The sequence below is a fragment of the Georgenia wangjunii genome (assembly GCF_036421975.1).
Classification (GTDB): Bacteria; Actinomycetota; Actinomycetes; order Actinomycetales; family Actinomycetaceae; genus Georgenia_A; species Georgenia_A wangjunii.
Genome location: NZ_JAZGON010000003.1, coordinates 55206 through 75631, shown reverse-complemented (window position 1 = coordinate 75631; position 20426 = coordinate 55206). Strand labels below are relative to the sequence as shown.

At 74.8% G+C, this 20426-nt stretch carries 20 protein-coding genes and 1 tRNA gene; 10 read left to right on the top strand and 11 right to left on the bottom strand.

The window, feature by feature from the left end; translation table 11 throughout:
* Positions 1-78: 78 nt before the first annotated feature.
* Together ispF and V2J63_RS06505 are read right to left on the bottom strand one after the other, a co-directional pair.
* Positions 79-561, bottom strand: a complete 483-nt coding sequence (gene ispF / locus V2J63_RS06510; protein WP_331230204.1) for a 2-C-methyl-D-erythritol 2,4-cyclodiphosphate synthase — start codon at positions 559-561, stop codon at positions 79-81.
* A gap of 9 nt (positions 562-570) precedes the next feature.
* Complete coding sequence (locus V2J63_RS06505) at positions 571-1959, bottom strand: MFS transporter (protein WP_331230203.1); 1389 nt, start codon at positions 1957-1959, stop codon at positions 571-573.
* Between the two features lie 185 nt (positions 1960-2144).
* On the opposite strand from V2J63_RS06505, the gene V2J63_RS06500 reads away from it, so the two are divergent.
* Positions 2145-2828: a winged helix-turn-helix domain-containing protein gene (locus V2J63_RS06500; protein ID WP_331230202.1), complete on the top strand. Its 684-nt coding sequence runs from the start codon at positions 2145-2147 to the stop codon at positions 2826-2828.
* 91 nt (positions 2829-2919) lie between these two features.
* Here the strand turns inward: V2J63_RS06500 and V2J63_RS06495 are convergent, their stop codons facing one another.
* Positions 2920-4314, bottom strand: coding sequence for an MFS transporter (locus tag V2J63_RS06495; protein ID WP_331230201.1), 1395 nt, complete (start codon positions 4312-4314; stop codon positions 2920-2922).
* Between the two features lie 62 nt (positions 4315-4376).
* Here V2J63_RS06495 and cysS point away from each other — a divergent pair, with 62 nt between their 5' ends.
* Together cysS and rlmB are read left to right on the top strand one after the other, a co-directional pair.
* Positions 4377-5798, top strand: a complete 1422-nt coding sequence (gene cysS / locus V2J63_RS06490; protein ID WP_331230200.1) for a cysteine--tRNA ligase — start codon at positions 4377-4379, stop codon at positions 5796-5798.
* Positions 5798-6784, top strand: a complete 987-nt coding sequence (rlmB, locus tag V2J63_RS06485) for a 23S rRNA (guanosine(2251)-2'-O)-methyltransferase RlmB (RefSeq protein ID WP_331230199.1) — start codon at positions 5798-5800, stop codon at positions 6782-6784. The genes cysS and rlmB overlap by 1 nt, the downstream gene beginning before the upstream one ends.
* A 230-nt stretch (positions 6785-7014) precedes the next feature.
* On the opposite strand, the gene V2J63_RS06480 is transcribed toward rlmB, so the two are convergent.
* The 4 genes from V2J63_RS06480 to V2J63_RS06465 form a co-directional block, all read right to left on the bottom strand.
* Complete coding sequence (locus V2J63_RS06480) at positions 7015-8271, bottom strand: DUF4032 domain-containing protein (RefSeq protein WP_331230481.1); 1257 nt, start codon at positions 8269-8271, stop codon at positions 7015-7017.
* 78 nt (positions 8272-8349) lie between these two features.
* Positions 8350-9477 carry an ABC transporter ATP-binding protein gene (locus tag V2J63_RS06475; RefSeq protein WP_331230198.1) on the bottom strand — a complete coding sequence of 376 codons (1128 nt, stop codon included), beginning with the start codon at positions 9475-9477 and terminating at the stop codon, positions 8350-8352.
* A 202-nt stretch (positions 9478-9679) separates the two neighbouring features.
* Positions 9680-10627, bottom strand: coding sequence for a trehalose-phosphatase (otsB, locus tag V2J63_RS06470; RefSeq protein ID WP_331230197.1), 948 nt, complete (start codon positions 10625-10627; stop codon positions 9680-9682).
* Positions 10624-12054 (bottom strand): alpha,alpha-trehalose-phosphate synthase (UDP-forming), encoded by a 1431-nt coding sequence (locus V2J63_RS06465; RefSeq protein WP_331230196.1) that lies wholly within the window; start codon positions 12052-12054, stop codon positions 10624-10626. Before V2J63_RS06465 ends, otsB begins: the two co-directional genes overlap by 4 nt.
* A gap of 303 nt (positions 12055-12357) precedes the next feature.
* Between V2J63_RS06465 and V2J63_RS06460 the strand changes: the two genes are divergently transcribed.
* The 5 genes from V2J63_RS06460 to V2J63_RS06440 all read left to right on the top strand — a co-directional run bounded on the left by V2J63_RS06460 (position 12358) and on the right by V2J63_RS06440 (position 16323).
* Complete coding sequence (locus V2J63_RS06460; RefSeq protein WP_331230195.1) at positions 12358-14274, top strand: serine/threonine-protein kinase; 1917 nt, start codon at positions 12358-12360, stop codon at positions 14272-14274.
* 56 nt (positions 14275-14330) lie between these two features.
* A complete protein-coding gene (locus V2J63_RS06455; protein ID WP_331230194.1) occupies positions 14331-14813 on the top strand; it encodes a hypothetical protein in 483 nt (160 codons plus the stop codon).
* Between the two features lie 128 nt (positions 14814-14941).
* Positions 14942-15733, top strand: a complete 792-nt coding sequence (locus V2J63_RS06450; RefSeq protein WP_331230193.1) for a DsbA family protein — start codon at positions 14942-14944, stop codon at positions 15731-15733.
* 70 nt (positions 15734-15803) lie between these two features.
* Positions 15804-15875: transfer RNA gene (locus tag V2J63_RS06445), tRNA-Thr, on the top strand.
* 151 nt (positions 15876-16026) lie between these two features.
* Positions 16027-16323: a hypothetical protein gene (locus tag V2J63_RS06440; RefSeq protein WP_331230192.1), complete on the top strand. Its 297-nt coding sequence runs from the start codon at positions 16027-16029 to the stop codon at positions 16321-16323.
* A 223-nt stretch (positions 16324-16546) separates the two neighbouring features.
* On the opposite strand, the gene V2J63_RS06435 is transcribed toward V2J63_RS06440, so the two are convergent.
* Together V2J63_RS06435 and V2J63_RS06430 are read right to left on the bottom strand one after the other, a co-directional pair.
* Positions 16547-16816, bottom strand: coding sequence for a hypothetical protein (locus tag V2J63_RS06435; RefSeq protein ID WP_331230191.1), 270 nt, complete (start codon positions 16814-16816; stop codon positions 16547-16549).
* 71 nt (positions 16817-16887) lie between these two features.
* On the bottom strand, positions 16888-17340 hold the full coding sequence (locus tag V2J63_RS06430) for a DUF6098 family protein (protein ID WP_331230190.1): 453 nt from the start codon (positions 17338-17340) through the stop codon (positions 16888-16890).
* A 154-nt stretch (positions 17341-17494) separates the two neighbouring features.
* On the opposite strand from V2J63_RS06430, the gene V2J63_RS06425 reads away from it, so the two are divergent.
* On the top strand, positions 17495-17911 hold the full coding sequence (locus V2J63_RS06425) for a CBS domain-containing protein (protein ID WP_331230189.1): 417 nt from the start codon (positions 17495-17497) through the stop codon (positions 17909-17911).
* A gap of 62 nt (positions 17912-17973) precedes the next feature.
* Positions 17974-18255, top strand: a complete 282-nt coding sequence (locus V2J63_RS06420; RefSeq protein WP_331230188.1) for a hypothetical protein — start codon at positions 17974-17976, stop codon at positions 18253-18255.
* Between the two features lie 9 nt (positions 18256-18264).
* Here V2J63_RS06420 and otnK read toward each other — a convergent pair whose 3' ends face one another.
* Both otnK and V2J63_RS06410 read right to left on the bottom strand, forming a co-directional pair.
* A complete protein-coding gene (gene otnK, locus V2J63_RS06415) occupies positions 18265-19623 on the bottom strand; it encodes a 3-oxo-tetronate kinase (protein WP_331230187.1) in 1359 nt (452 codons plus the stop codon).
* Positions 19620-20384, bottom strand: a complete 765-nt coding sequence (locus V2J63_RS06410) for a DeoR/GlpR family DNA-binding transcription regulator (RefSeq protein ID WP_331230186.1) — start codon at positions 20382-20384, stop codon at positions 19620-19622. Before V2J63_RS06410 ends, otnK begins: the two co-directional genes overlap by 4 nt.
* Between the last annotated feature and the right edge of the window lie 42 nt (positions 20385-20426).

Here is a 20426-nt window from a genome sequence, read left to right as displayed (position 1 = left end):
GAGTCACTCCCAACGTACTGATGCGCGGGCGGGGCAGGGGCCGATTGCCCGTGTGCGTGCGCGATCGGGCGGCTCGGGTCAGGCGCGCGGCTGGACGAGCGCGGTCGCGAGCGCGGCGACGCCCTCGCCGCGGCCGGTGAGGCCGAGGCCGTCCGTGGTCGTGGCGCTGAGCGCGACCGGAGCCCCGACCGCCGCGGTCATGGCGGCCTGGGCCTCCTCCCGGCGCGGGCCGATCTTCGGTCGCAGCCCGACGACCTGGACGGCGACGTTGCCGATCTGGAAGCCGGCGGCGCGGACGCGGCGGGCCGTCTCGGTGAGGAGGGTGGCCCCGGAGGCCCCCGCCCATCGCGGCTCGGCGGTCCCGAAGTGCGAGCCGAGGTCGCCGAGGCCGGCTGCCGAGAGGAGGGCGTCGCACGCCGCGTGCGCGGCGACGTCGGCGTCGGAGTGACCCGCGAGACCCGTGACGCCCGGCCACTCGAGGCAGGCAAGGTGCATGGCGCGCCCCGACCCCTCGGGGGCGAAGGCGTGGACGTCCGTCCCGATCCCTGTGCGCGGCAGCATCCGGCCAGGCTAGTGCGCGGGCACGGCGGGCACGCCCGCGGCGGGGGCGGCGCCGTCGAGGTCGGCGTCGGCCGCGTCGATGCGCCACTGGGGCACGGCGACCATCGCCTTGACGACGAAGGCAACGCTGAGCGCGACGGCCCCGAGGAACACCGCGCGCAGCCCGAAGAGCTCCCCGACGACGCCGCCGAGCGCCGCCCCGAGCGGCATGGACCCGTAGCTGACCATCCGGGAGACTCCGCCGACCCGGCCGAGGAGCCGGTTCGGGACGAGCCGCTGGCGCATCGAGGCGTTGACGACGTTGCCCACCATGTTCGTCACGCCGATGAGCGCGAGCGACCCAGCGACCGCCCACACCTCGGGCACGAGCACCGGGACGGCGAGCAGGAGGGAGCTGACGAGCCACGAGCCCGTGATGAGGCGTGCCTCGCTCACGCGGACGAGGAGGCGCTCGGCGAGCACCGCGCCGGTGATCGCGCCGGCCGCGAACGCCATGAGGAGCAGGCCGTACATCGCCGCGTCGAGGCCGACGGCGGAGCCGGGTCCCACGACCCAGAGGACGAAGACGGCCATGTACGCCGCGCTCGCGAAGTTGAGGACCGTCCCGGAGACGAGGAGGGGGCGTACGACGCGGTGCCCGCGCAGGAACCGCACGCCCTCGCCGAGCTCGGTCCGCACAGGCGCGCGCACGTGCCCGGCGGCGCGGTACGGGCCGCGGAGACCGCCGAGGACGAGGAGGAGCCCCGCGACGCACAGCGCTGCCGGCACCCCGAAGATCCACCCGGCCCCGGCGGTGACGAGGAGACCGCCGAGCGGGCCGCCGACGAACGCGTTGGCGGCCTGCTGGACGCCGAGGAGGCGGCTGTTCGCGGCCCCGAGGCGGGTGCGGGGCACGACGGAGGGCACGAGCACGGTGGCGCTGGAGTCCGCGACCACCTCCGCGGTGCCGAAGAGCAGGAGGAGGGCGAGGAGGAGCGGCAGCGTGAGGGCGCCGGTCAGCGCCGCCGCCGTGCCCGCCGCGAGGGCGAGGACCCGGACGGCGGTCGCCCACACGAGCATCCGCCGCCGGTCGAGCCGGTCGACGAGCACCCCGACGTGGAGGGCGAAGAGCAGCCACGGGAGCTGTGCCGCCACGGCCACGAGCGAGATCTCGGCGGGGGACTGCGTGAGCGTGAGAGCGAGCAGCGGGACCGCCACGAGGAGGATCCCGTCGGCGAGGTTCGACAGGCCGCTGAACGCGAGGAGGATCGAGAACCGTCGACCGAGGGGCTCGGCGTCGGCGCCCACGTTGGGGTCCGCTGCGGCCGGGGGCGGGGTGCCCACCCGTCGTACCGCGGGCGGTGCCACGACGCCCGCCGCGGTTGCCGTGGGCCTGTGCGGGGATCCCGAGGTGCTCATGGCGGGTGGTCAGCGTCGGCGGCGGCGCACCAGTCGGAGGCGGGGAGCGCGCTGCAGGTAGACGAAGTCGGTGAGAGACAGCCCGACGTTGCGGGCGGAGAAGGCGTCGAGCGGGTACATGACCAGTCCTCTACGATCGAGAGAGGGAACTCTGCAAAGGTTGCTCTGCAAAGATAGGACTGCAAATGTCTCTTGGCAAGGGGTCTGAGGGAGACGACGCCCACACCGGTCCTGCGCCGGCGGTCGGGCGGGTGCTCGACGCCTCGGCGCTCAAGGCGTACGCCCACCCGCTGCGGGTGCGGATGCTGCGCTACCTCGGCGACCACGAGGCCGCGACCGCCACCGAGCTCGCACGCTTCCTGGGGGAGAGCACGGGGCAGACGAGCTACCACCTGCGCCAGCTCGCCAAGCACGGCCTCGTCGAGGACGAGCCCAGTCGCGGCACGGGACGCGAGCGCTGGTGGAAGGCAAGCTCGTTCACGGTCGACGCCGCGACGATGCGTGAGGACCCGGCCACCGAGATGGCTGCGAAGACCCTCCTCTCGGCGATGGTCCAGGACCGCGCCGAGTCGCTCCACGCCTGGGTCACCGGCACGTGGCCTTCGCAGTGGGCTGCCGTCTCGCGGCACGACAAGAGGACGCTCCTCCTCACGCACGACGAGCTCGAGGCGATGAACGCGGCGGTCGAGGAGGTCCTCGACCGCTACGCCGAGATGAGCCGGAAGCGCACGAGCGGCGCGACGAAGGCGCCCGCAGGCGCCGACCGCGTGCGCGCGTACTTCGACGCCTACCCGCTCCTCGCTGCGTCCCCCGGCGCCGGCACCGCCGGGCCGGGAGCGGAGCCGCCCGCGACGGACGACGGCGCCTGAGCGCCGGCCCCGACGGCGCCCTGGGGAACGTGTGCCGGGAGGCCGGGCCGGGGTGCGGGCGACGGGGCCGCGCTTGCGCCGGCGGTGAGGCTCAGACGATCGGGGAGCTCGTGAGAGCGCTGTCGCTGCGGGTGCGCGTGCGGACCGGGAGCAGCAGCGCCAGCCCGACGAGGAGGACGACGACGATCCCGAGGATCCCCCAGTACTGGGCGTCGTCGGAGTCGGCGACACCGGTGACCGAGGCGCCGATGGTGATCGACGTGGCGAAGGCCGCCGGGGCGAGGAAGCTGACCGCCCGGCCCGTCGTCGCGTAGAGGCCGAACACCTCGCCCTCCTTGCCGGCCGGGATGAGCCGGGCGAGGAACGTCCGGGACGCCGACTGGGCGGGCCCGACGAAGATGCACAGGACGAGCCCGAGCGTCCAGAACGCCGTCGTCCCGGCGTCGTGGAGGAAGAAGACACCCGTCCCCGCGACGATCATGGAGACGAGCGCGAGGACGATGACGCGCTTGGGACCGAGGCGGTCGTCGAGCGCACCGAAGGCGATGGTCGCGACGCCGGCGACGACGTTGGCCGCGACGCCGAAGATGATGACGTCCCCGGCGCTGAACCCGAACGTCCCGGCGGCGATGACGCCGCCGAACGTGAACACCCCCGCGAGCCCGTCGCGGAAGATCGCGCTCGCGCCGAGGAAGTAGACGGTGTGGGGCTCGCTGCGCCACAGGTCGCGCACCGAGCGGAACAGCAGCCGGTAGGACGCGATGAGCCCGACGCGCTCGCGCTTGACGCGCGCAGCCTTGTCGTCGCGGATCGTGCGCAGCACGGGGATGGAGAAGATGAGCGTCCACAGCGCGCAGACGAGCATCGTCACGCGCACGTCCATGCCGTCCTCGCCCGTGATCCCGAAGAGTCCGACGTCGGGGTTGATGAGGCCGAAGTAGACGATGAGGAGCAGGACGATCCCGCCGATGTACCCCAGGCCCCAGCCGAGCCCGGAGACGCGGCCGATCGTCGTCGGCGTCGAGATCTCGTTGAGCATCGCGTTGTAGTTGACCGAGGCGAACTCGAAGAAGATGTTGCCCGCCGCGAGGAGCACGAGCCCTAGCCACAGGTAGTCGGGGGAGGGCGCCACGAACGCGAGCGAGGCCGAGATGACGACGACCGCGCCGGTGTTGAACGCGAGCCAGAACGTGCGCCGGCCGGAGCGGTCAGCCCGCTGCCCCAGGACGGGCGCGAAGAGCGCGACGAGCACGCCCGCCGCTGCCAGCGCCCAGCCGAGCTTGGAGTCGGCCCCGGGGCCGAAGGCGTCCGAGGTGATGTAGACGGTGAAGACGAAGGTGGTGATGACGGCGTTGAAGGCCGCCGAGCCCCAGTCCCACAGGCCCCACGCGTAGACCGGCCACCCGAACCGGCCGCGGCGGGCCGGTGCCGGCGCGGTGGCGTGCGCGGCATCCTGGGGTGCACTCTGCGGGGCGTCGTTGCTCACTCGGGCAACTTAGCGCCCGCGCGGGCGGTCGGTGAACCGGTACGCGCCGGTAGCCTGGGCAGGTGAGCCTGCGACTGTACGACTCCGCCACCCGCTCGGTGCGCGACTTCACGCCCGTGGAGCCTGGCAAGGTGGGCATCTACGTGTGCGGGGCGACCGTCCAGGGCGCGCCGCACGTGGGTCACCTCCGCTCGGCGATCGCCTTCGACGTCCTCGCCCGGTGGCTGCGTCGCACGGGCCACGAGGTGACCCTCGTCCGCAACGTCACGGACATCGACGACAAGATCCTCGTCAAGTCCGCCGAGGCCTCGTCGCCCTGGTGGGCGTGGGCCTACCGCTTCGAGCGCGAGTTCCGCGCCGCCTACGACGCGCTCGGCGTCGGGGCCCCCGCGTACGAGCCCCGCGCCACCGGTCACGTCACCGAGATGATCACCCTCATGGAGCGCCTCATCGAGCGCGGCCACGCCTACGTCGGTGAGACGGGCAACGTCTACTTCGACGTCCGGTCCTTCCCGGCCTACGGCGAGCTGACCCGCCAGCGCCTCGACAACCTCACCACCGGCGAGGAGGAGGCCACCGACAAGCGCGACCCGCGCGACTTCGCCCTGTGGAAGCGCCCCCGGCCCGGGGAGCCCGTCAGCGCGGCCTGGCCGACGCCGTTCGGCCCCGGCCGCCCCGGGTGGCACCTCGAGTGCTCGGCGATGGCGCACCGCTACCTCGGCGAGGCCTTCGACATCCACGGCGGCGGCATCGAGCTGCGCTTCCCGCACCACGAGAACGAGCAGGCCCAGTCCCGCGCCGCCGGGTACGGCTTCGCCGGGCTCTGGATGCACAACGCCTGGGTGACCGTGGGCGGGGAGAAGATGAGCAAGTCGCTCGGCAACTCCCTCACGGTCACGGCCGTCCTCGAGCGGACGCCCGCGGTGGTCCTGCGGCTCGCGCTCGGCGCGGTGCACTACCGCTCCACGGTCGAGTTCTCCGACGCGACCGTGGCCGAGGCGGCCGCGAACTGGGACCGGATGAGCGGCTTCGTCGCTCGCTCCGCCGAGCGCGTGGGTGAGGTCGGCGCGGCCGAGCTCGCCACGTGCGAGCTCCCCGCCGCGTTCGTCACCGCGATGGATGACGACGTCAACGTCTCGGCCGCGCTCGCGGCTGTGCACGAGCAGCTCCGGGTGGGCAACACCGCCCTCGCCGAGGGCGACGACGACGGTGCCCGCACCGCGCAGGTCCTCGTGCGCGCCATGCTCGACGTCCTCGGGCTCGACCCGCTCGCGCCGCAGTGGCGCAGCGGGGACGGTGCCGCGGGAGCGGCCAACGAGGCCCTCGACTCGCTCGTCCGCGCGGTGCTCGCCGAGCGTGACGAGGCCCGCCGCACCAAGAACTGGGCACGCGCCGATGCGTTGCGCGACCAGCTGACCAACGCCGGCGTCGTCGTCGAGGACTCCCCCGACGGCGCACGCTGGCAGCTGAAGGGAACGAGCTGATGGCAGGAAACTCATCGCGCCGCGGAGCCGTGCGCAAGCCCGGGTCGAAGAAGGGGGCACGCGTCGGGTCCGGCGGGCAGCGCCGCCAGGGCCTTGAGGGCCGCGGCCCCACGCCCAAGGCGACGGACCGCCCCCATCACCCCGCGGCCGCCCGCAAGGCGGCCGCCGAGCGCCAGGCGCAGCCCGCGCAGAAGCGCCAGGGGTCCCGCGTGGCCGGCCCGCGCGGTGGCTCGTCGGAGAAGGCGTCGGCGGAGATCGTCTCCGGGCGCAACGCCGTCGCCGAGGCGGTGCGCGCGGGCGTACCGATCGAGCACGTCTACGTCGCTACCCGCATCGACATGGATGACCGCGTGCGTGAGGTCATGCGCTACGTCACGGCGAAGCACCTGCCGCTGCTCGAGGTCACCAAGCCCGAGCTCGACCGCCTCACCGACGGCTCCGTCCACCAGGGCCTGGCGATCCAGGTCCCTCCGTACACGTACGCGGAGCCGGCGGACCTGCTCGCGCGCGCCGAGCGCGCCGGGCACCCGCCGCTCATCGTCGCGCTCGACGGCGTGACGGACCCGCACAACCTCGGCGCGGTCCTCCGCTCCGCCGGGGCCTTCGGCGTCGACGGCGTCCTCCTGCCGGAGCGCCGCTCGGCCGGCGTCAACGGCACGGTGTGGAAGGTCTCTGCCGGCGCCGCGGCCCGTGTGCCCGTCGCCCGGGCGACGAACCTCGTGCGCGCCCTCCAGGACCTCCAGAAGGCCGGGTGCTTCGTCGTCGGCCTCGACGGGGCGGGGGCGGGCGACGTCGCCGAGCTCGAGCTCGCGAGCGAGCCGCTCGTGCTCGTCGTCGGGTCCGAGGGCAAGGGCCTGTCCCGACTCGTGCGGGAGACGTGCGACCTCATCGCCCGGATCCCGATCGGCTCGCAGGTGGAGTCCCTCAACGCCGCCGTCGCGACCGGGATCAGCCTGTACGAGGTGGCCCGCCACCGCCGTAGCTGACCGGTGGTCCCGCCGCTGGGCGGGAGGGGTGGCAGGTGCGCCGCCGGGGGCGCGTCCGTGTGCGCCCCACCGGCCTCCCAGGCCCGCGGGCGCTGCTCGCTCTCCCTCCGGTCTGTGCCCCTCGACATGCGCTGTGCCCCTGGTCTACCACCCGCAGGGCGCGTGTCGAGGCGCACAGACCCGGGGCTGCCCCGCGCGGGGCCAGCGCGGGGCCAGCGGGGGCGGCGGCCTCAGTCCTGCGGGTAGCGGGGGATGTCGACGGTGTCCCCGATCGTGATGCCGAGGACGGCCTGCTCGTCGGGCCGGTGGCGCAGGACGCTCTCGACGTAGCTGTCCACGGCCTCGGCCATGGGGACGTCGCGGCGCAGGCGCTCCGCGGTGTACCAGCGGTGCTCGAGCACCTCGTGGAAGATCTCCCCGGGCTCGAGCTTGCCGCGCAGCTCGCGCGGGATGGCGCGCACGGTCGGCTCGAAGACCTCGTTCAACCAGTCGTGGGCGACGAACTCCTCCTCCTCGCCCTGGCGGTCGTGCGCGGCGCGGTAGGCGTCGAGGTCGTTGAGCATCCGCCGGGCCTGGTTCTCCTGCACGTCGAGGCCGGTGAGCCGCATCATGCGGCGGTGGTGGTGCCCGGCGTCGACGACCTTGGGCTGGATCTGCACGGACGTGCCGTCCACGTCGGTGGTGATCGAGAGCTCGCCGACGTCGTACCCGAGCTCGTTGAGCCGGTTGATGCGGGCGGCCACGCGCCACCGCTCGCCGGTGTCGAAGGACTCGGCGTGGGTGAGCTCGGTCCACAGCGAGTCGTAGCGCTCGACGATGCGGTTGCCGATCTGGATCGTGTCGACGTCGTCGTCGAGCATCTCGCCGGCCTGGAGGTCCATGAGCTCGCCGATGATGTTCGTCCGGGCGATCTCGAGGTCGTAGCCGCGCTGGCCGTCGGAGAGGGCGGGGTGGATCTCACCCGTCTCGGCGTCGACGAGGTAGGCGGCGAAGGCGCCGGCGTCGCGGCGGAAGAGGGTGTTCGAGAGCGAGACGTCGCCCCAGTAGAAGCCCAGCAGGTGCAGGCGCACGAGGAGGACGGCGAGCGCGTCGATGAGGCGCGTCGCGGTGTCCGGGCGCAGGTACTGGCTGAAGAGGGCGCGGTAGGGCAACGAGAACTGGAGGTGCTGGGTGACGAGGACGGAGTTGAGCTCCTCGCCCTCGGGCGTCGAGCGTCCGGTGATGACGGCGAGCGGCTGGACGGACGGCGTGCCCATGCGGCTCAGCGACCGGAGCTGCTCGTACTCGTGATAGGCGACGCTCTCGCCGATCTCCTTGACGGCGATGACGCGCCCCGACAGCTTGACGAAGCGCACGACGTGGCGGGAGATGCCTCGGGGCAGCGCCGCGAGGACGGAGGCGGGCCACTCCTCGAGCGGGATCTCCCAGGGCAGGTCGAGCAGCGCGGGGTCGAGGCTCGCCGCGGTGATCTGCAGGGACGGGGACAGCAGGTGTGGTCCCCTGGGGTTGTCACGCGCAGGCGGGGACGGGCCACTGGGCCCGTCCCCGCCAGCGTAGAGGGCCGGTCAGCTGGGCAGACGCTCGCCGGTGGCGGCCGAGAAGTTGTGCTGCTCGTTCGGGCGGATCCGCGCGTAGACCGTCTCGCCCTTGGCGGGGACCTCGCGCGGGTCGATCCGGACGATGATCTGCGCGTCGCCGGCACCGGAGGAGATGTGCTCCGCCAGCTCGCGGTCACCCGCGAGGCGGCCGTAGACGAACGCGTCGGAGCCGAGCTCCTCGACGAGCTCGACGACGACCGGGATGGCGCCGGGCTCGCCGGCGCTGACGCGGTCGAGCGACTCCGGGCGGAACCCGATGACGATCTCGCCGTTGTCCTGGTTCGACAGGGCGGCGAGCGTCGCGCGGGAGAGCGGGACGTTGGCCTCGCCGAGGACGGCGCGGTCGCCGTTGACGTGGAACGTGCCGAGGTTCATCGCGGGGGAGCCGATGAAGCCGGCGACGAACACGTTCGCGGGGGTGTCGTACATGTCGCGCGGGGTGCCGACCTGCTGGAGGAGGCCGTCCTTGAGCACGGCGATGCGGTCACCCATCGTCAGCGCCTCGGTCTGGTCGTGCGTGACGTAGACCGTCGTGACGCCGAGGCGGCGCTGCAGCGAGGCGATCTGCGTACGGGTCTGCACGCGCAGCTTGGCGTCGAGGTTGGAGAGCGGCTCGTCCATGAGGAATACCTGGGGCTGACGGACGATGGCGCGGCCCATGGCCACGCGCTGGCGCTGGCCGCCGGAGAGGGCCTTCGGCTTGCGGTCGAGGTACTCGGACAGGTCGAGGATCTTCGCCGCCTCCTCGACGCGCTGGCGGATCTCGGCCTTGTTCGTGCCGGCGATCTTGAGCGCGAAGCCCATGTTGTCCGCCACCGACATGTGCGGGTACAGCGCGTAGTTCTGGAACACCATCGCGATGTCCCGGTCCTTGGGCTGGACGTCGGTGACGTCACGGTCACCGATGAGGATGCGGCCGGCGTTGACGTCCTCGAGCCCGGCGAGCATGCGCAGGGAGGTGGACTTTCCGCAGCCGGAGGGGCCGACGAGGACGAGGAACTCGCCGTCGGCGACCTCGAGGTTGAGAGCGTCGACTGCTGGGCGCTCCGTCCCCGGGTAGACGCGCGTAGCGCCGTCGAACGTCACTGAAGCCATGATGTGTCCCTTCACCGGCAGGTACGTGCCGGACGATCCGTTGTGAAAGGTGTCAGGTGGTGTCTGCTCTGACACGGCCCGGCCCCGGTGGATTCTCGTCCCCGTGGTCTGGCTGCCGTCATCCTTGCACAGCAGGGGCTGTACCGTACCGCCCGGGCGGTCCGCGGTTTCGTGACGCAGGACACACCACGCGCCCCGACCGCTACGGCAGGTCCGGGACCTCGCCGCGCGCGCTGCCCTCGGTGCGGAGCTGGACGAGGCGCAGGAGGACGGCGGAGAACTCGTCCGGGTCGGCCACGCGGTACCCGGCGGCGGTGCTGCCGTCACCGACCTTGATACCGACGTCACCGGGGAGAAGGATGCTGAAGGCGTCCTCGTCGGTGCGGTCGTCCCCGGCGAAGAGGACGGCGTCCGCCCCCGTCTCGGCGCGGAGCTCGACGACGGCGTCGCCCTTCGTCGTGTGGAGCACCGCCATCTCGACGACCTCCTTGCCCTCCTGCACGCGCAGTCCCGGCAGGCTCCCCGGGCCGTCGAGGATCGCCCGTGTGAGCCGCGCGCCGTCCTCGGGCGCGCACCGCCGGGTGTGGACGACGACGGAGGCGGGCTTCGCCTCGAGCCACGCGTCCGGCACGGGTCCGACGAGGGCCTCGGCGTCCCGCAGGACGCGGGCGTGCAGCGCCGCCTCCTCGGCCGTGAGCTGGAGCGGCTCGGCCTCGAGGGCGGCCTCGCCGAGGGGGGAGAGGCCGGTGCGGCCGTGCTCGCTGCCGTGGCTGCCGACGACGCGCGTGCCGGCCGGTACCTCGGCGAGGGAGACGAGCACCCGCGCCTCGCGGCCGGAGACGAGCGCGAGGGTGACCCCGGGCAGGTCGGCGAGGTCCGCGAGCGCCGCGACGGACGTCGGGACGATCCGCGACTGCGTCGGGTCGAGGACGAGCGGGGCGAGGACGCCGTCGAAGTCGAGGGCCACGAGGATGGTCGGCCGGCTCGCCAGCTCGCGCAGGGCGCCGTCGAGGCCCTCGTCGAGGTGACCGACGAACAACGGGGCGCCGATGCCGGGGCCGGGCACGCCGGCGTCGTCGGACGGCCCGGGCACGGTGGTGCTCTGGCCGTGCTCGTCGGGGCCGGTCGCGGTGGGGTCGTCGGTGCTCATGAGTCCTCCCGGCGGGTGGGCAGGTTCTTCAGGGTGGTGAGGAAGTCGTCGGCCCAGCGCTGCACGTCGTAGTCGAGGACGCGGCGGCGCAGGACCCGCATCCGGCGCCGGCCCTCGGTGCGCTCCATGCCGATCGCGCGCATGATCGCCGCCTTGACGCCGTCGATGTCGTGCGGGTTGATGAGGATCGCCTGGGTGAGCTCGTCGGCGGCGCCGGTGAACTCCGAGAGGACGAGGGCGCCCCCGAGGTCCCGCCGAGCGGCGACGTACTCCTTCGCGACGAGGTTCATGCCGTCGCGCAGGGAGGTGACGAGCATGACGTCGGCGGCCCGGTAGAGCGCCGCCATCTCCTCCATCGGGTAGGAGTGGTGCATGTAGTGGACGGCGGCGCGGCCGAGGGCGCCGAAGTCGCCGTTGATGCGCCCGACCGTCACCTCGACCTCGTCACGCAGCTGGCGGTACTGCTCGACCCGCTCGCGTGAGGGGCTCGCCACCTGGACGAGCGTGGCCTCCGGCGCGGCCAGCCGGCCGTCGGCGAGGAGCTCGCCGAACGCCTTGAGCCGGTGACGGATGCCCTTGGTGTAGTCGAGGCGGTCGACGCCGAGGAGGAGGACGTCCGGGTGCCCCAGCTCCTCGCGGATCTCGACGGCCCGCTTCTGCACGGCCGGGGAGGACGCGAGCTCGTCGAACGCGGCGGCGTCGATCGAGATGGGGAAGACGCCGGCGCGGACCTGCCGCTGCGGCCGGGCCCAGCGCTCGCCGATCGTCACGACGCGGCCCTTGGTGGGCAGGGCGGTGAGCCGGCGCACCGCGCGGAGGAAGTTGGAGGCGTCCGAGGCCCGCTGGAAGCCGACGAGGTCCGCGCCGAGCAGGCCCTCGACCACCTGACGGCGCCAGGGCAGCTGGGAGAAGATCTCGACCGGCGGGAACGGGATGTGGTTGAAGAAGCCGATCTTGACGTCGGGGCGCAGGAGGCGCAGGACGGCCGGGACCAGCTGGAGCTGGTAGTCGTGGATCCACACGGTGCCGCCCTCGGAGACCGCCTCGGCGGCCGCGGCGGCGAAGCGGCGGTTGACGCTGACGTAGGCGTTCCACCAGTGCCGGTGGAACTCGGGCGGGACGATGACGTCGTGGTAGAGCGGCCACAGGGCACCGTTGGAGAAGCCCTCGTAGTAGTTGCCGACCTCGTCCTCGCTCAGGCGGACCGGCCACAGGCGCATGCCGTCGCCGTCGAACGGCTCGTGGTCGACGTCGCTCGTGCCGGACCAGCCCACCCACGCGCCGGCGTTCTTGCGCATGACCGGCGCCAGCGCGGTGACGAGCCCCCCGGGGGAGCGGGTCCAGCTCAGCGAGCCGTCCCCGGCGACGGTGATGTCGACGGGAAGGCGGTTGGCGACGACGACGAAGTCATGCTCACCGGCAGGCATGCGGGTATCAGCTCCTTGCTCAGGTCTTCCCTCGAGGCTACCGGGGTCCCCCCGCCCCCGCCCGGCCGGACCACCCTCGTGATCATGCTGGCGCGTCACCCCCGCTGCCGGCCCTCCGCCCCGCCAGGCCCCCTCTCGTGATCATGCAGAAGTGCCGCCGGAGGCCGCCCGCCCCCGCGCGGACCTCTTGTGATCATGCAGGAGCGCAGCGGCGCGTCTGCATGATCACCAGGGGGTGGCGGGGGGCCGGGGGGTGGGGGCAGGAGGGCGCTGGCGTGGGCGGCCGCTGGGTAGGTTGTGCCCATGGAGGCCATCGGCGGGTACCGCCTCGTGCGGCGCATCGGCGCCGGCGGGATGGGGACCGTCCACGAGGCGGTCGACGCCGAGGGGCGCCACGTCGCGATCAAGGTCCTCCACCCCGCGATCAGCGCGGACCCGGCCGCACGCGAGCGCCTGCGCCGCGAGGTCGCTCTCCTGCACCGGGTGCGCGGCAGCGGCGTGGCGCGGGTGCTCGACGCCGAGGTCGAGGACGTCGACGCCTTCGTCGTCACCGAGCTCATCGACGGCCCCACGCTCGAGGAGGACGTCCGGGAGCACGGGCCGTTCGACGCCGACGCGCTCGCGGACCTCGCGCACGGGCTCGCGGACGGCCTCACCGCGATCCACCGCTGCGGGGTGACGCACCGGGACCTCAAGCCGGGCAACGTCATGCTCGCCGCGGACGGGCCGGTCATCATCGACTTCGGCATCGCCCAGGTCGCCGACGACGTCCGGCTCACCCAGACCGGGCTCGTCACCGGGACCCCCGGCTACCTCGACCCCGAGGTCATCGAGGGCGCCGACCCGGGGCCGGCGGGGGACTGGTGGGCGTGGGCCGCCGTGCTCACCTACGCGGCCACGGGGCGACCGCCCTTCGGCCGCGGCTCGATGGGTGTCGTGCTCGGCCGGGTGAGCACGGGCGCCGTCGACACCGCCGGTCTGCCCGACGTCCTCGCCCAGGCGCTGCGCTCGAGCCTCGACCCGGAACCGGCCCGGCGCCTGCCGCCGGAGGACCTCCTCCAGGTCGTCGACGGCGCGTGGGACCTCCCCGCCCTCGCTCAGGTCCTCACGCTCCTCGACGCCGCGGCCGGCGGCGCGGCCGAGGGCCCCGCCGACGGCGGTGCCGACCGGGCGCACGCGGGCGCGGGCGGGTCGGCCGGCACAACCGGCGCGGGTGCGTGGGGTGCGCCGGTGACCTTCCCCGGTGCCGCCGGCGGCGAGGCCGCGACGACGGCGCTGCCGCCGTCCGGCCCGCCGACGACGTACCTCCCGGACGCGGTCGGTCCCCGCCCGACGCGGGTGCTGCCGGGTGGTGGGGCGGTGGGCGGAGCGCCCGGCGCGGAGGACATCGGGGAGAGTCACAGCGCCCGGGACACAGCGGTGCTCCCCGATGGCGGGGCCGGCCCGGGCCAGCCCGGCCACCCCGGGGCGGGCGCCTTCGAGGGCGAGCGCGCTTACCCGTCGCCCGGCTACCCCGAGCAGCCCGGCTATCCGGCGCAGCCCGGTTACCCGGGGCAGGGCCGCTACCCGGAGCAGCCCGGCTACCCGGGGCAGGTCGGCTACCCGGGGCCCGTTGGTCCCCTCGGGCCGGAGAGCGTGCCGGCCTGGGCGGTGCCGCCCCGCCGGCGGACGGGGACGGTCGTCCTCCTCGGTTCCGGGCTGAGCGCGCTCGCCGCCTCGTGGCCGGGTGCGTGGGCGCTCGTGACGGTCGTGCTGCTCGTCCTCCTCGGCACCCTCGGGCTCATGACCCGCACCGTGCGGGCGACCCGCGTGCGACGAGGCCCCCGCCGGGGCGACGCCGCCCGCGCCGCGGTCGCCACGCCGTGGCACCTTCTGCGCTCGGTGCTCGCCGCGCTCCCCGGGGTGCTCCTCGGCGGGATCGTCGGGGCGCTCGCGTGGTGGACGACGACGGCGGTGCTCGACCCCGACCACGTCGCCCAGCCGCAGCTCCTGTGGTTCAGCGCCGCGCTGGCCACCCTGACCGCGTGGTGCATGCCGACGGCGGGGGGCGCGCGCGAGGGGGCGCGCGCGGTGCTCGGGGTGATCGGTCGCGGCCCGCGCCTCGCGCTCGCCGGCGCGGCGCTCGTCTGCGCGCTCGTCGTCGCGGGCCTGCTCCTCGGGCAGGGCAGCGGTGAGCCGTCATGGGCCCCGTGGCCTACCCCGCCGCTGCCCTGGGTCTGAGGCGGGCGCGGCGCCGAACGGCCGGGCACGTGCCGGTCGCGCCGTACGCTAGGTGCGTGCGTGCGCAGCGACCGACGGTGCGGCCGGGACACGTCCTGGCCGTCAGCCTCGTCCTGCCCGCGCTCGCGGCCTTCCTCGGTGGGCTCGTCCACGTGAGCCGGTGCGTCCCGGTCGCCGGCGGCGTCGCCCAGCTCGGGGTGCACCTCGCGCTGCTCCGGCCCGCGTCGGAGTGCCCCACGGGCACCCTCGCGCTCGGCGGCGAGCAGGAGCAGGTCCTCGCCGTCGCGCTCGTCCTCACCGCCCCCGCGCTCCTTGCCCACGTCGTCGTCCTCCTCGGGGCGCTCGGAGCGGGCACCGCGGTGCGCCGGGTGCTGAGCCGCCTGGCCGGTCTCGCCCCGTGGGGGCGGGTGCCCGGAGCGGCGCCGCGCCTCGTCGTGCCGCGGTTGCACACGAACGCCGTCGTCCGCCGGGTGGTGCGCGGCCTCGCGCCGGTGCGGACCCAGCGGCTGCGCGGTCCGCCCATGCTCGCCCCGGCCTGAGGACCGCACCGCCCGCCCCGCGCGGGCGATGCCGGTGCCCGGACCACACGACCCCTGAGCGCCCCATGGACCCCGCACCGGTGCGGGGCGCGGCGCTCGTCCCACCCAGGACCACCCCAGGAGCACTCATGTCAACGCCGAGCAACATCAAGCAGCAGAACAAGCAGGAGCGGCGCGACGCCGCCCGCGAGCAGGCCCGCAAGCTGCGGGAGGCGCAGCAGCGCCGCGAGAAGCGCAACCGCCTCTTCATCATCGGGGGCGTCATCGCCTTCGTCGCGATCGTCGCCGTCGCCCTCGTCTCGATCCTCTCGCAGAGCGGGGGGCCGTCCCTCGACGGCGCCGAGCGCCCGTCCACGGCGACCGAGGCCGGCGCGATCCCCGTCGGCGCCGACGGCGCCGCCGGCACGGTGAACGAGGACGCCCCCGTGGTGGACGTCTACTACGACTACCAGTGCCCCCACTGCGCGACCTTCGAGCAGACCAACGCCGAGCTCCTCGTCGAGCTGGCGTCCAGCGGGGACGCCACGATCGAGTACCACCCGATCTCCATCCTCGACAACTCCGGCAACAACACCGGGTTCTCCACGCGCGGCGCGCAGGCGGCCGCCGTCGTCGCGGACCAGGCGCCGGAGCTCTTCGTCGACTTCAACACGGCGCTGTTCGACGCGCAGGGCCCGGCGGGCGGTGTCGCGCTGAGCGACGACCAGATCGCCCAGGCCGCCGAGAGCGTCGGCGTCCCGCAGGACGTCATCGACTCCTTCGGCGGGTCGACGTTCCGCGACTGGGTGCGCGGCGCGACGACGCAGGCCGCCGAGGACGGCGTCCAGGCGACGCCGACCATCCACATCGACGGCGAGCCGTGGCAGGGCAACTGGCAGGAGCCTGGCGCCCTCGAGCAGGCGGTCGCGGACGCCGCCTGATCCTCTGGCAGACTCGGGTGCGGGGCTCCGGCCCCGCACCCGAGCCGCGGGGCCCCGGCCCCGCGGCCCCGCCGCCTTAGCTCAGTGGTAGAGCACCCGCCTTGTAAGCGGACGGTCGTCGGTTCAATCCCGACAGGCGGCTCAGCGAACACCCGGCGACCGGGCGCCGGACGACCGGCCGGCGCGTCCACCCCTCGTCGCCTCCCGCGAGGTCCGTTCGAGCGGTCATCCCGTCCAGCCCCTCAGCGCTCCCCGCTCGTCTACGGTGGGAGAGGCACAGAGAGGTGGGGGACGTGCATCCAGCAGCGAAGAAGTGGGCGACGATCGGCGTCTCGATGCTCGTCGTCGGGGGGCTGCTCCTGGCCTTCGGCCCGGACGTCTACTACTGGGCGGCGAACGTGGCCGGTGCCAACGCCGAGCCCGGCCTGTGGGTGCTCTCCGTCCTTCTCAACGTCACCCGGGAGGCCTTCATGCCGCTCGGCGCGGCGCTCGTCGGCGCGGCCGTCGTCATCCAGGCCCTCGCCCCGAGCCCCGGACGCACCGGTGCAGGCGCCGGTCACGTCGCCGCCGAGACGCACGAGACGCCGTAGGCCATCGGTCCCCGCGGCAGTCATGCCCGGGCGCCCTTCCCTGGTCGCCTGGCCGACGGTGCCGGGACCAGCCGGGCGGGGCGCGCAGCGCCGGGTCGTGGCGGGTCTGGCGGGAGCCGCGAGGAACGAGCGGCGGATGGAAGACCGGGCGTGCCCCGCCCGGCGCGCCCCGCCCCGCCCGCCGAGCGCCGCTCGGGGGCTCCCGCCGCCGCGGGGTGGGTCCTCAGTCCCCGGGGATGTAGCCGGCGTCCTGGCCGGAGTCGCCGTGTGCGACCTCCTCCGACGTCTCGGGCCCGGCGCCGACGAGCTGGTCGACCTCGGCCCAGCGGTCGTCGTCCCGCTCGGGGGCGTCCTCCGGGTTGCCACCGGAGCGGACGTCCGCGGTGCGGGCCTCCGGCTCGACGGCGTTGACGCCCTCGGGCTCGACGAGGCTCTCGGCGGGGGCGTCGTCGACGGGGACGTTCGGGCGCAGGGTCGCGTCGTTCTCGCTCATGGTTCAGTCCTACCGCGTGGAGGCGACGCGCGCCCCCGGAGGGGCCGCCGGCACCGCCGACGCGCCGCTGCCTACACCCGGTCCGACGCGAAGGACCGGGCGCAGAGCGCCCTCGCCTCCGCGAGGCAGGCCGGGTGGAGGACGGCCAGGCCCGTCGTCTCCGCGAGCAGCGGCTCGCAGTCGGCTCCGCGGCCGGACTCCGTGCCGGTGAGGATCCACCCGTGGCGGTCGTCCCCACGCGCGGCGGCCTCGGCGTACTGGCACAGCTGGCGTGCCACCCACTCCTCCGCGGGCCGGTCCCACCACGGCTCGGGGTGCGCGGGCCTCGCGCTCAGGCCGGGCAGCAGTGCGCCGCTCTGCTCGTCGCGGCTCTCCTCGCTCGCGTCGGCGCACGGGCCGAGGCTGTAGCGCAGGTAGACCGGCCCGACGGCGCGCTGGAGCCGGACGACGTCCCCCAGGCTGTGGAGGACGGGAAGCCCGTCGAGCCCGGTGACGGCGGCGGCGGCTGGTGACGGCCTGGTCATGCGTCCTCCGTGGTGTGCGGCGACGGGCTACGGACCAAGGGTCGCCGCCCCCGGCGTGACGCGCACGCGGGGAGACCTCCGGGGATGCGCGCACGGCCTGCCCGGCGCAAGGTGGGAGGACCGGGCAGACCACCACGACACGCTGGAGGACACCGTGACTGACACCGTCGCGAAGTACATGACCCCGAACCCCACGACCATCGAGGCGAACCGGAGCGTCCGTGAGGCCGCTGAGCTCATGCGCGCAGGAGACATCGGCGACGTCATCGTCGTCGACGACAGCGAGGTGGTCGGCATCGTCACCGACCGGGACATCGTCGTGCGCGTCATCGGTGCGGGCGGCAGCCCTGAGGATCCCGTGCGCCAGGCGTGCAGCCCCAACCCGGTGACCGTCACCTCCGACGCCCCCGTCTCCGCGGTGCTCGAGGTCATGCGCACCGAGGCCGTGCGTCGGGTGCCGGTGCTGACGGCCGGCGCGCTGGCCGGGATCGTCTCGATCGGAGACCTCGCGGTCGACCGTGACCCGAGCTCCGTGCTCGCCGACATCTCGGCCGAGCAGCCCAACACCTAGGCCTCCGCCCCGACGGAGACGGCGCCCGGCCGTGGGGCCGGGCGTGGAGGAGAGGTGAAGCGATGAAGGTGACCGTCGACTTCTGCGGGGGAGCGACCCCGACGACCGTGACGGTGGACGGGGACCTCGACGTCCGGGCCGGCCCCGAGTTCACCCAGCTCGTCATGGGGCTCCACGACATCCTCGGTCCTGACGTGCGCTACGACCTCGCCGGGTTGGTCGCGCGCGACGACGCCGGGCGCGCGGCCCTGGCGATGGTCGTGCACGAGTTCCGCGAGTACGGGCCGCTGGTCACGCTGCCGGAGCCCGGAGCGGCCGCCGAGGGGCCGACGCCCGGACGGTAGGCCACGTCCTCACGGCTCCCCGGCCCAGGCGCTGCTGAAGAGGTCCGTCCCGCCGAAGTTCCCGGACTTCAGCAGCAGCGCGACCGGCCGTGGACCGGTCGACACGGTCCACGGCACGCCGGGGCTCGCCGAGTCACCCACGAGCAGGGACCGCACGCCGAGCGCCCGCGTCACCGCACCGGACGTCTCGCCGCCGGCGACGACGACCCGGCGCACACCCAGGTCCCGTACCGCGCCTGCGGCGACGCGGGCGAGCGCACGCTCGACCCGCCGGGCCGCCTCCTGCACCCCGAGGCGGCGCTGGGCGGCACCCACCTCCTCCTCGTCGGTCGCGGAGGTGACGAGCACCGGTTCTCCGGGGTGCTCGGCGAAGGCGTGCGCGAGCGCGGCGAGCACCGCGTCCGCGGCGTCGTCGGCCTCCCGGTCGGCGCCCTCGTCGTCCCGGTCCGGGGCCGTCCCCCGGCCGCCGGCCGGCGCGTCGAGCCGGAGGCGCGTCCCGGGGAACGCCGTGCACTGGGCCCGGGTCCGCTCGGAGAGGCTGCCCGCCAGGATCAGCCGCTCGCCGTCGCCGACCGCGGGCAGGGCCTCCCGGGAGCCGGGCGGCCCGCCCCGGCACCGCGCCAGCGCCCCGGCCAGCCCGGCACCTCCCCCGACGACGACGCGGAGCCGGCCCGCGCCGTCGGCGAGTGCGAGCACACCCCGGGCGATGACCCCGAGATCCTCGTCGTCGAGCGCGTCGACGAGGACGTGCGCCCGGGCGCCGCCCCCGCCCGCTCCCGCGGGCGGGTCGACGAGCGCGCGCCGGACCGCGTCCGGCCCCTCGCGCACGACGGCTCGCGGCACGAGCCGGACCCGGGCGGGCGTCTGGGCGCCCAGCACACGCACGAGGTCCGGGTCCCGCATCGGGGTGAGCGGGTGGTCACGCAACGAGGACTCGGACAGGAGCCGGTCACCCACGAAGAGGTGACCCTGGTACTGGGTGCGCCCGGCGGCCGGCGTCGCCGGCGTGCCGACGCTCAGCACGGGGCCGGCCGCGCCCGCTCCGACGACGCCGGCGAGCGCGTCGGCGACCGGCCCGATGTTGCCGTGCGGGGTGGAGTCGAACGTCGAGCAGTACTTCTGGTAGACGACCCGGACGCCGGCCGCCCGCAGCCACCGGGCCACCGTCACCGCCTGTTCCTGGGCTGCTCGCGGCGGGACGGTCCGGATCGTGAGGCCGACGACGACGGCGTCGCACGGCGGCAGCGGCTCGTCGTCCGGCGCACCGAGCCGGAGAACCGTGCTCAGGCCCGCCTCGCGCACGGCTGCCGCGACGTCGCAGGCACCCGTGACGTCGTCGGCGACGATCCCGAGCCAGGGGGCGGTCATCGTGCGGGTCCGACCGTGGCGCCGGCGAGGACGACCCGGGGGCCGGCGAGCCAGGGCGGCGCGGCGTCGGTGACGACGACGTCCACCTCCTCGAGGCGGGCGAACCGGATCGGCGCCCGCGCCTCGGCCTTCGTCGCGTCGACGAGGAGGACGACGCGGCGGGCGCCGACGACGAGCGCTCGCTTGATCTCGGCGTCGAGGGAGCTCGTGCTGTAGAGCCCGCCCTCGTCGTACGCGGCGGCGGCGAGGACGAGGACGTCCACGGCGAGGTCCGCGATGGCCGCGCGCGTCTGGGCGCCGGCGAAGGACCGGGTGGCGGGGACGTACGTGCCGCCGAGCCCGATGAGCTCGAGGTCCGGCCGGCGGGCGCACTCGGCGAGGACGGGGAGGGAGTGGCTGATGACCGTGAGGCCGGCGGGCAGCGACGGCGCGAGCGCCGCGACCGTCGTGCCGGCGTCGAGCGCGACGCTGCGGGCGCCGTCGAGGACGGGGAGGGCGGCCCGGGCGAGGGCGTGCTTGACCACCCCGCTGCGCGCGTCGCGCTCCTCGAACGGGGCGCCGGGCGCGGCGGGCGCCGGCAGGCTCGCCCCGCCCACGACGCGCTGGACCCGCCCCTCGTCGTGGAGGCGGCGCAGGTCCCGGCGGATCGTCATCTCCGAGACGCCGAGCGCGGTGGCGAGCTCGTGCGAGGCGACGTACCCCGTGCCGGCGAGGCGCCGGAGGAGCTCCTCGCGGCGGTGCGGGGCACCGGAGTAACGCACGCCGCGATTGAACCGCCGCCGGCGGCGGGGTGTCAACGGACG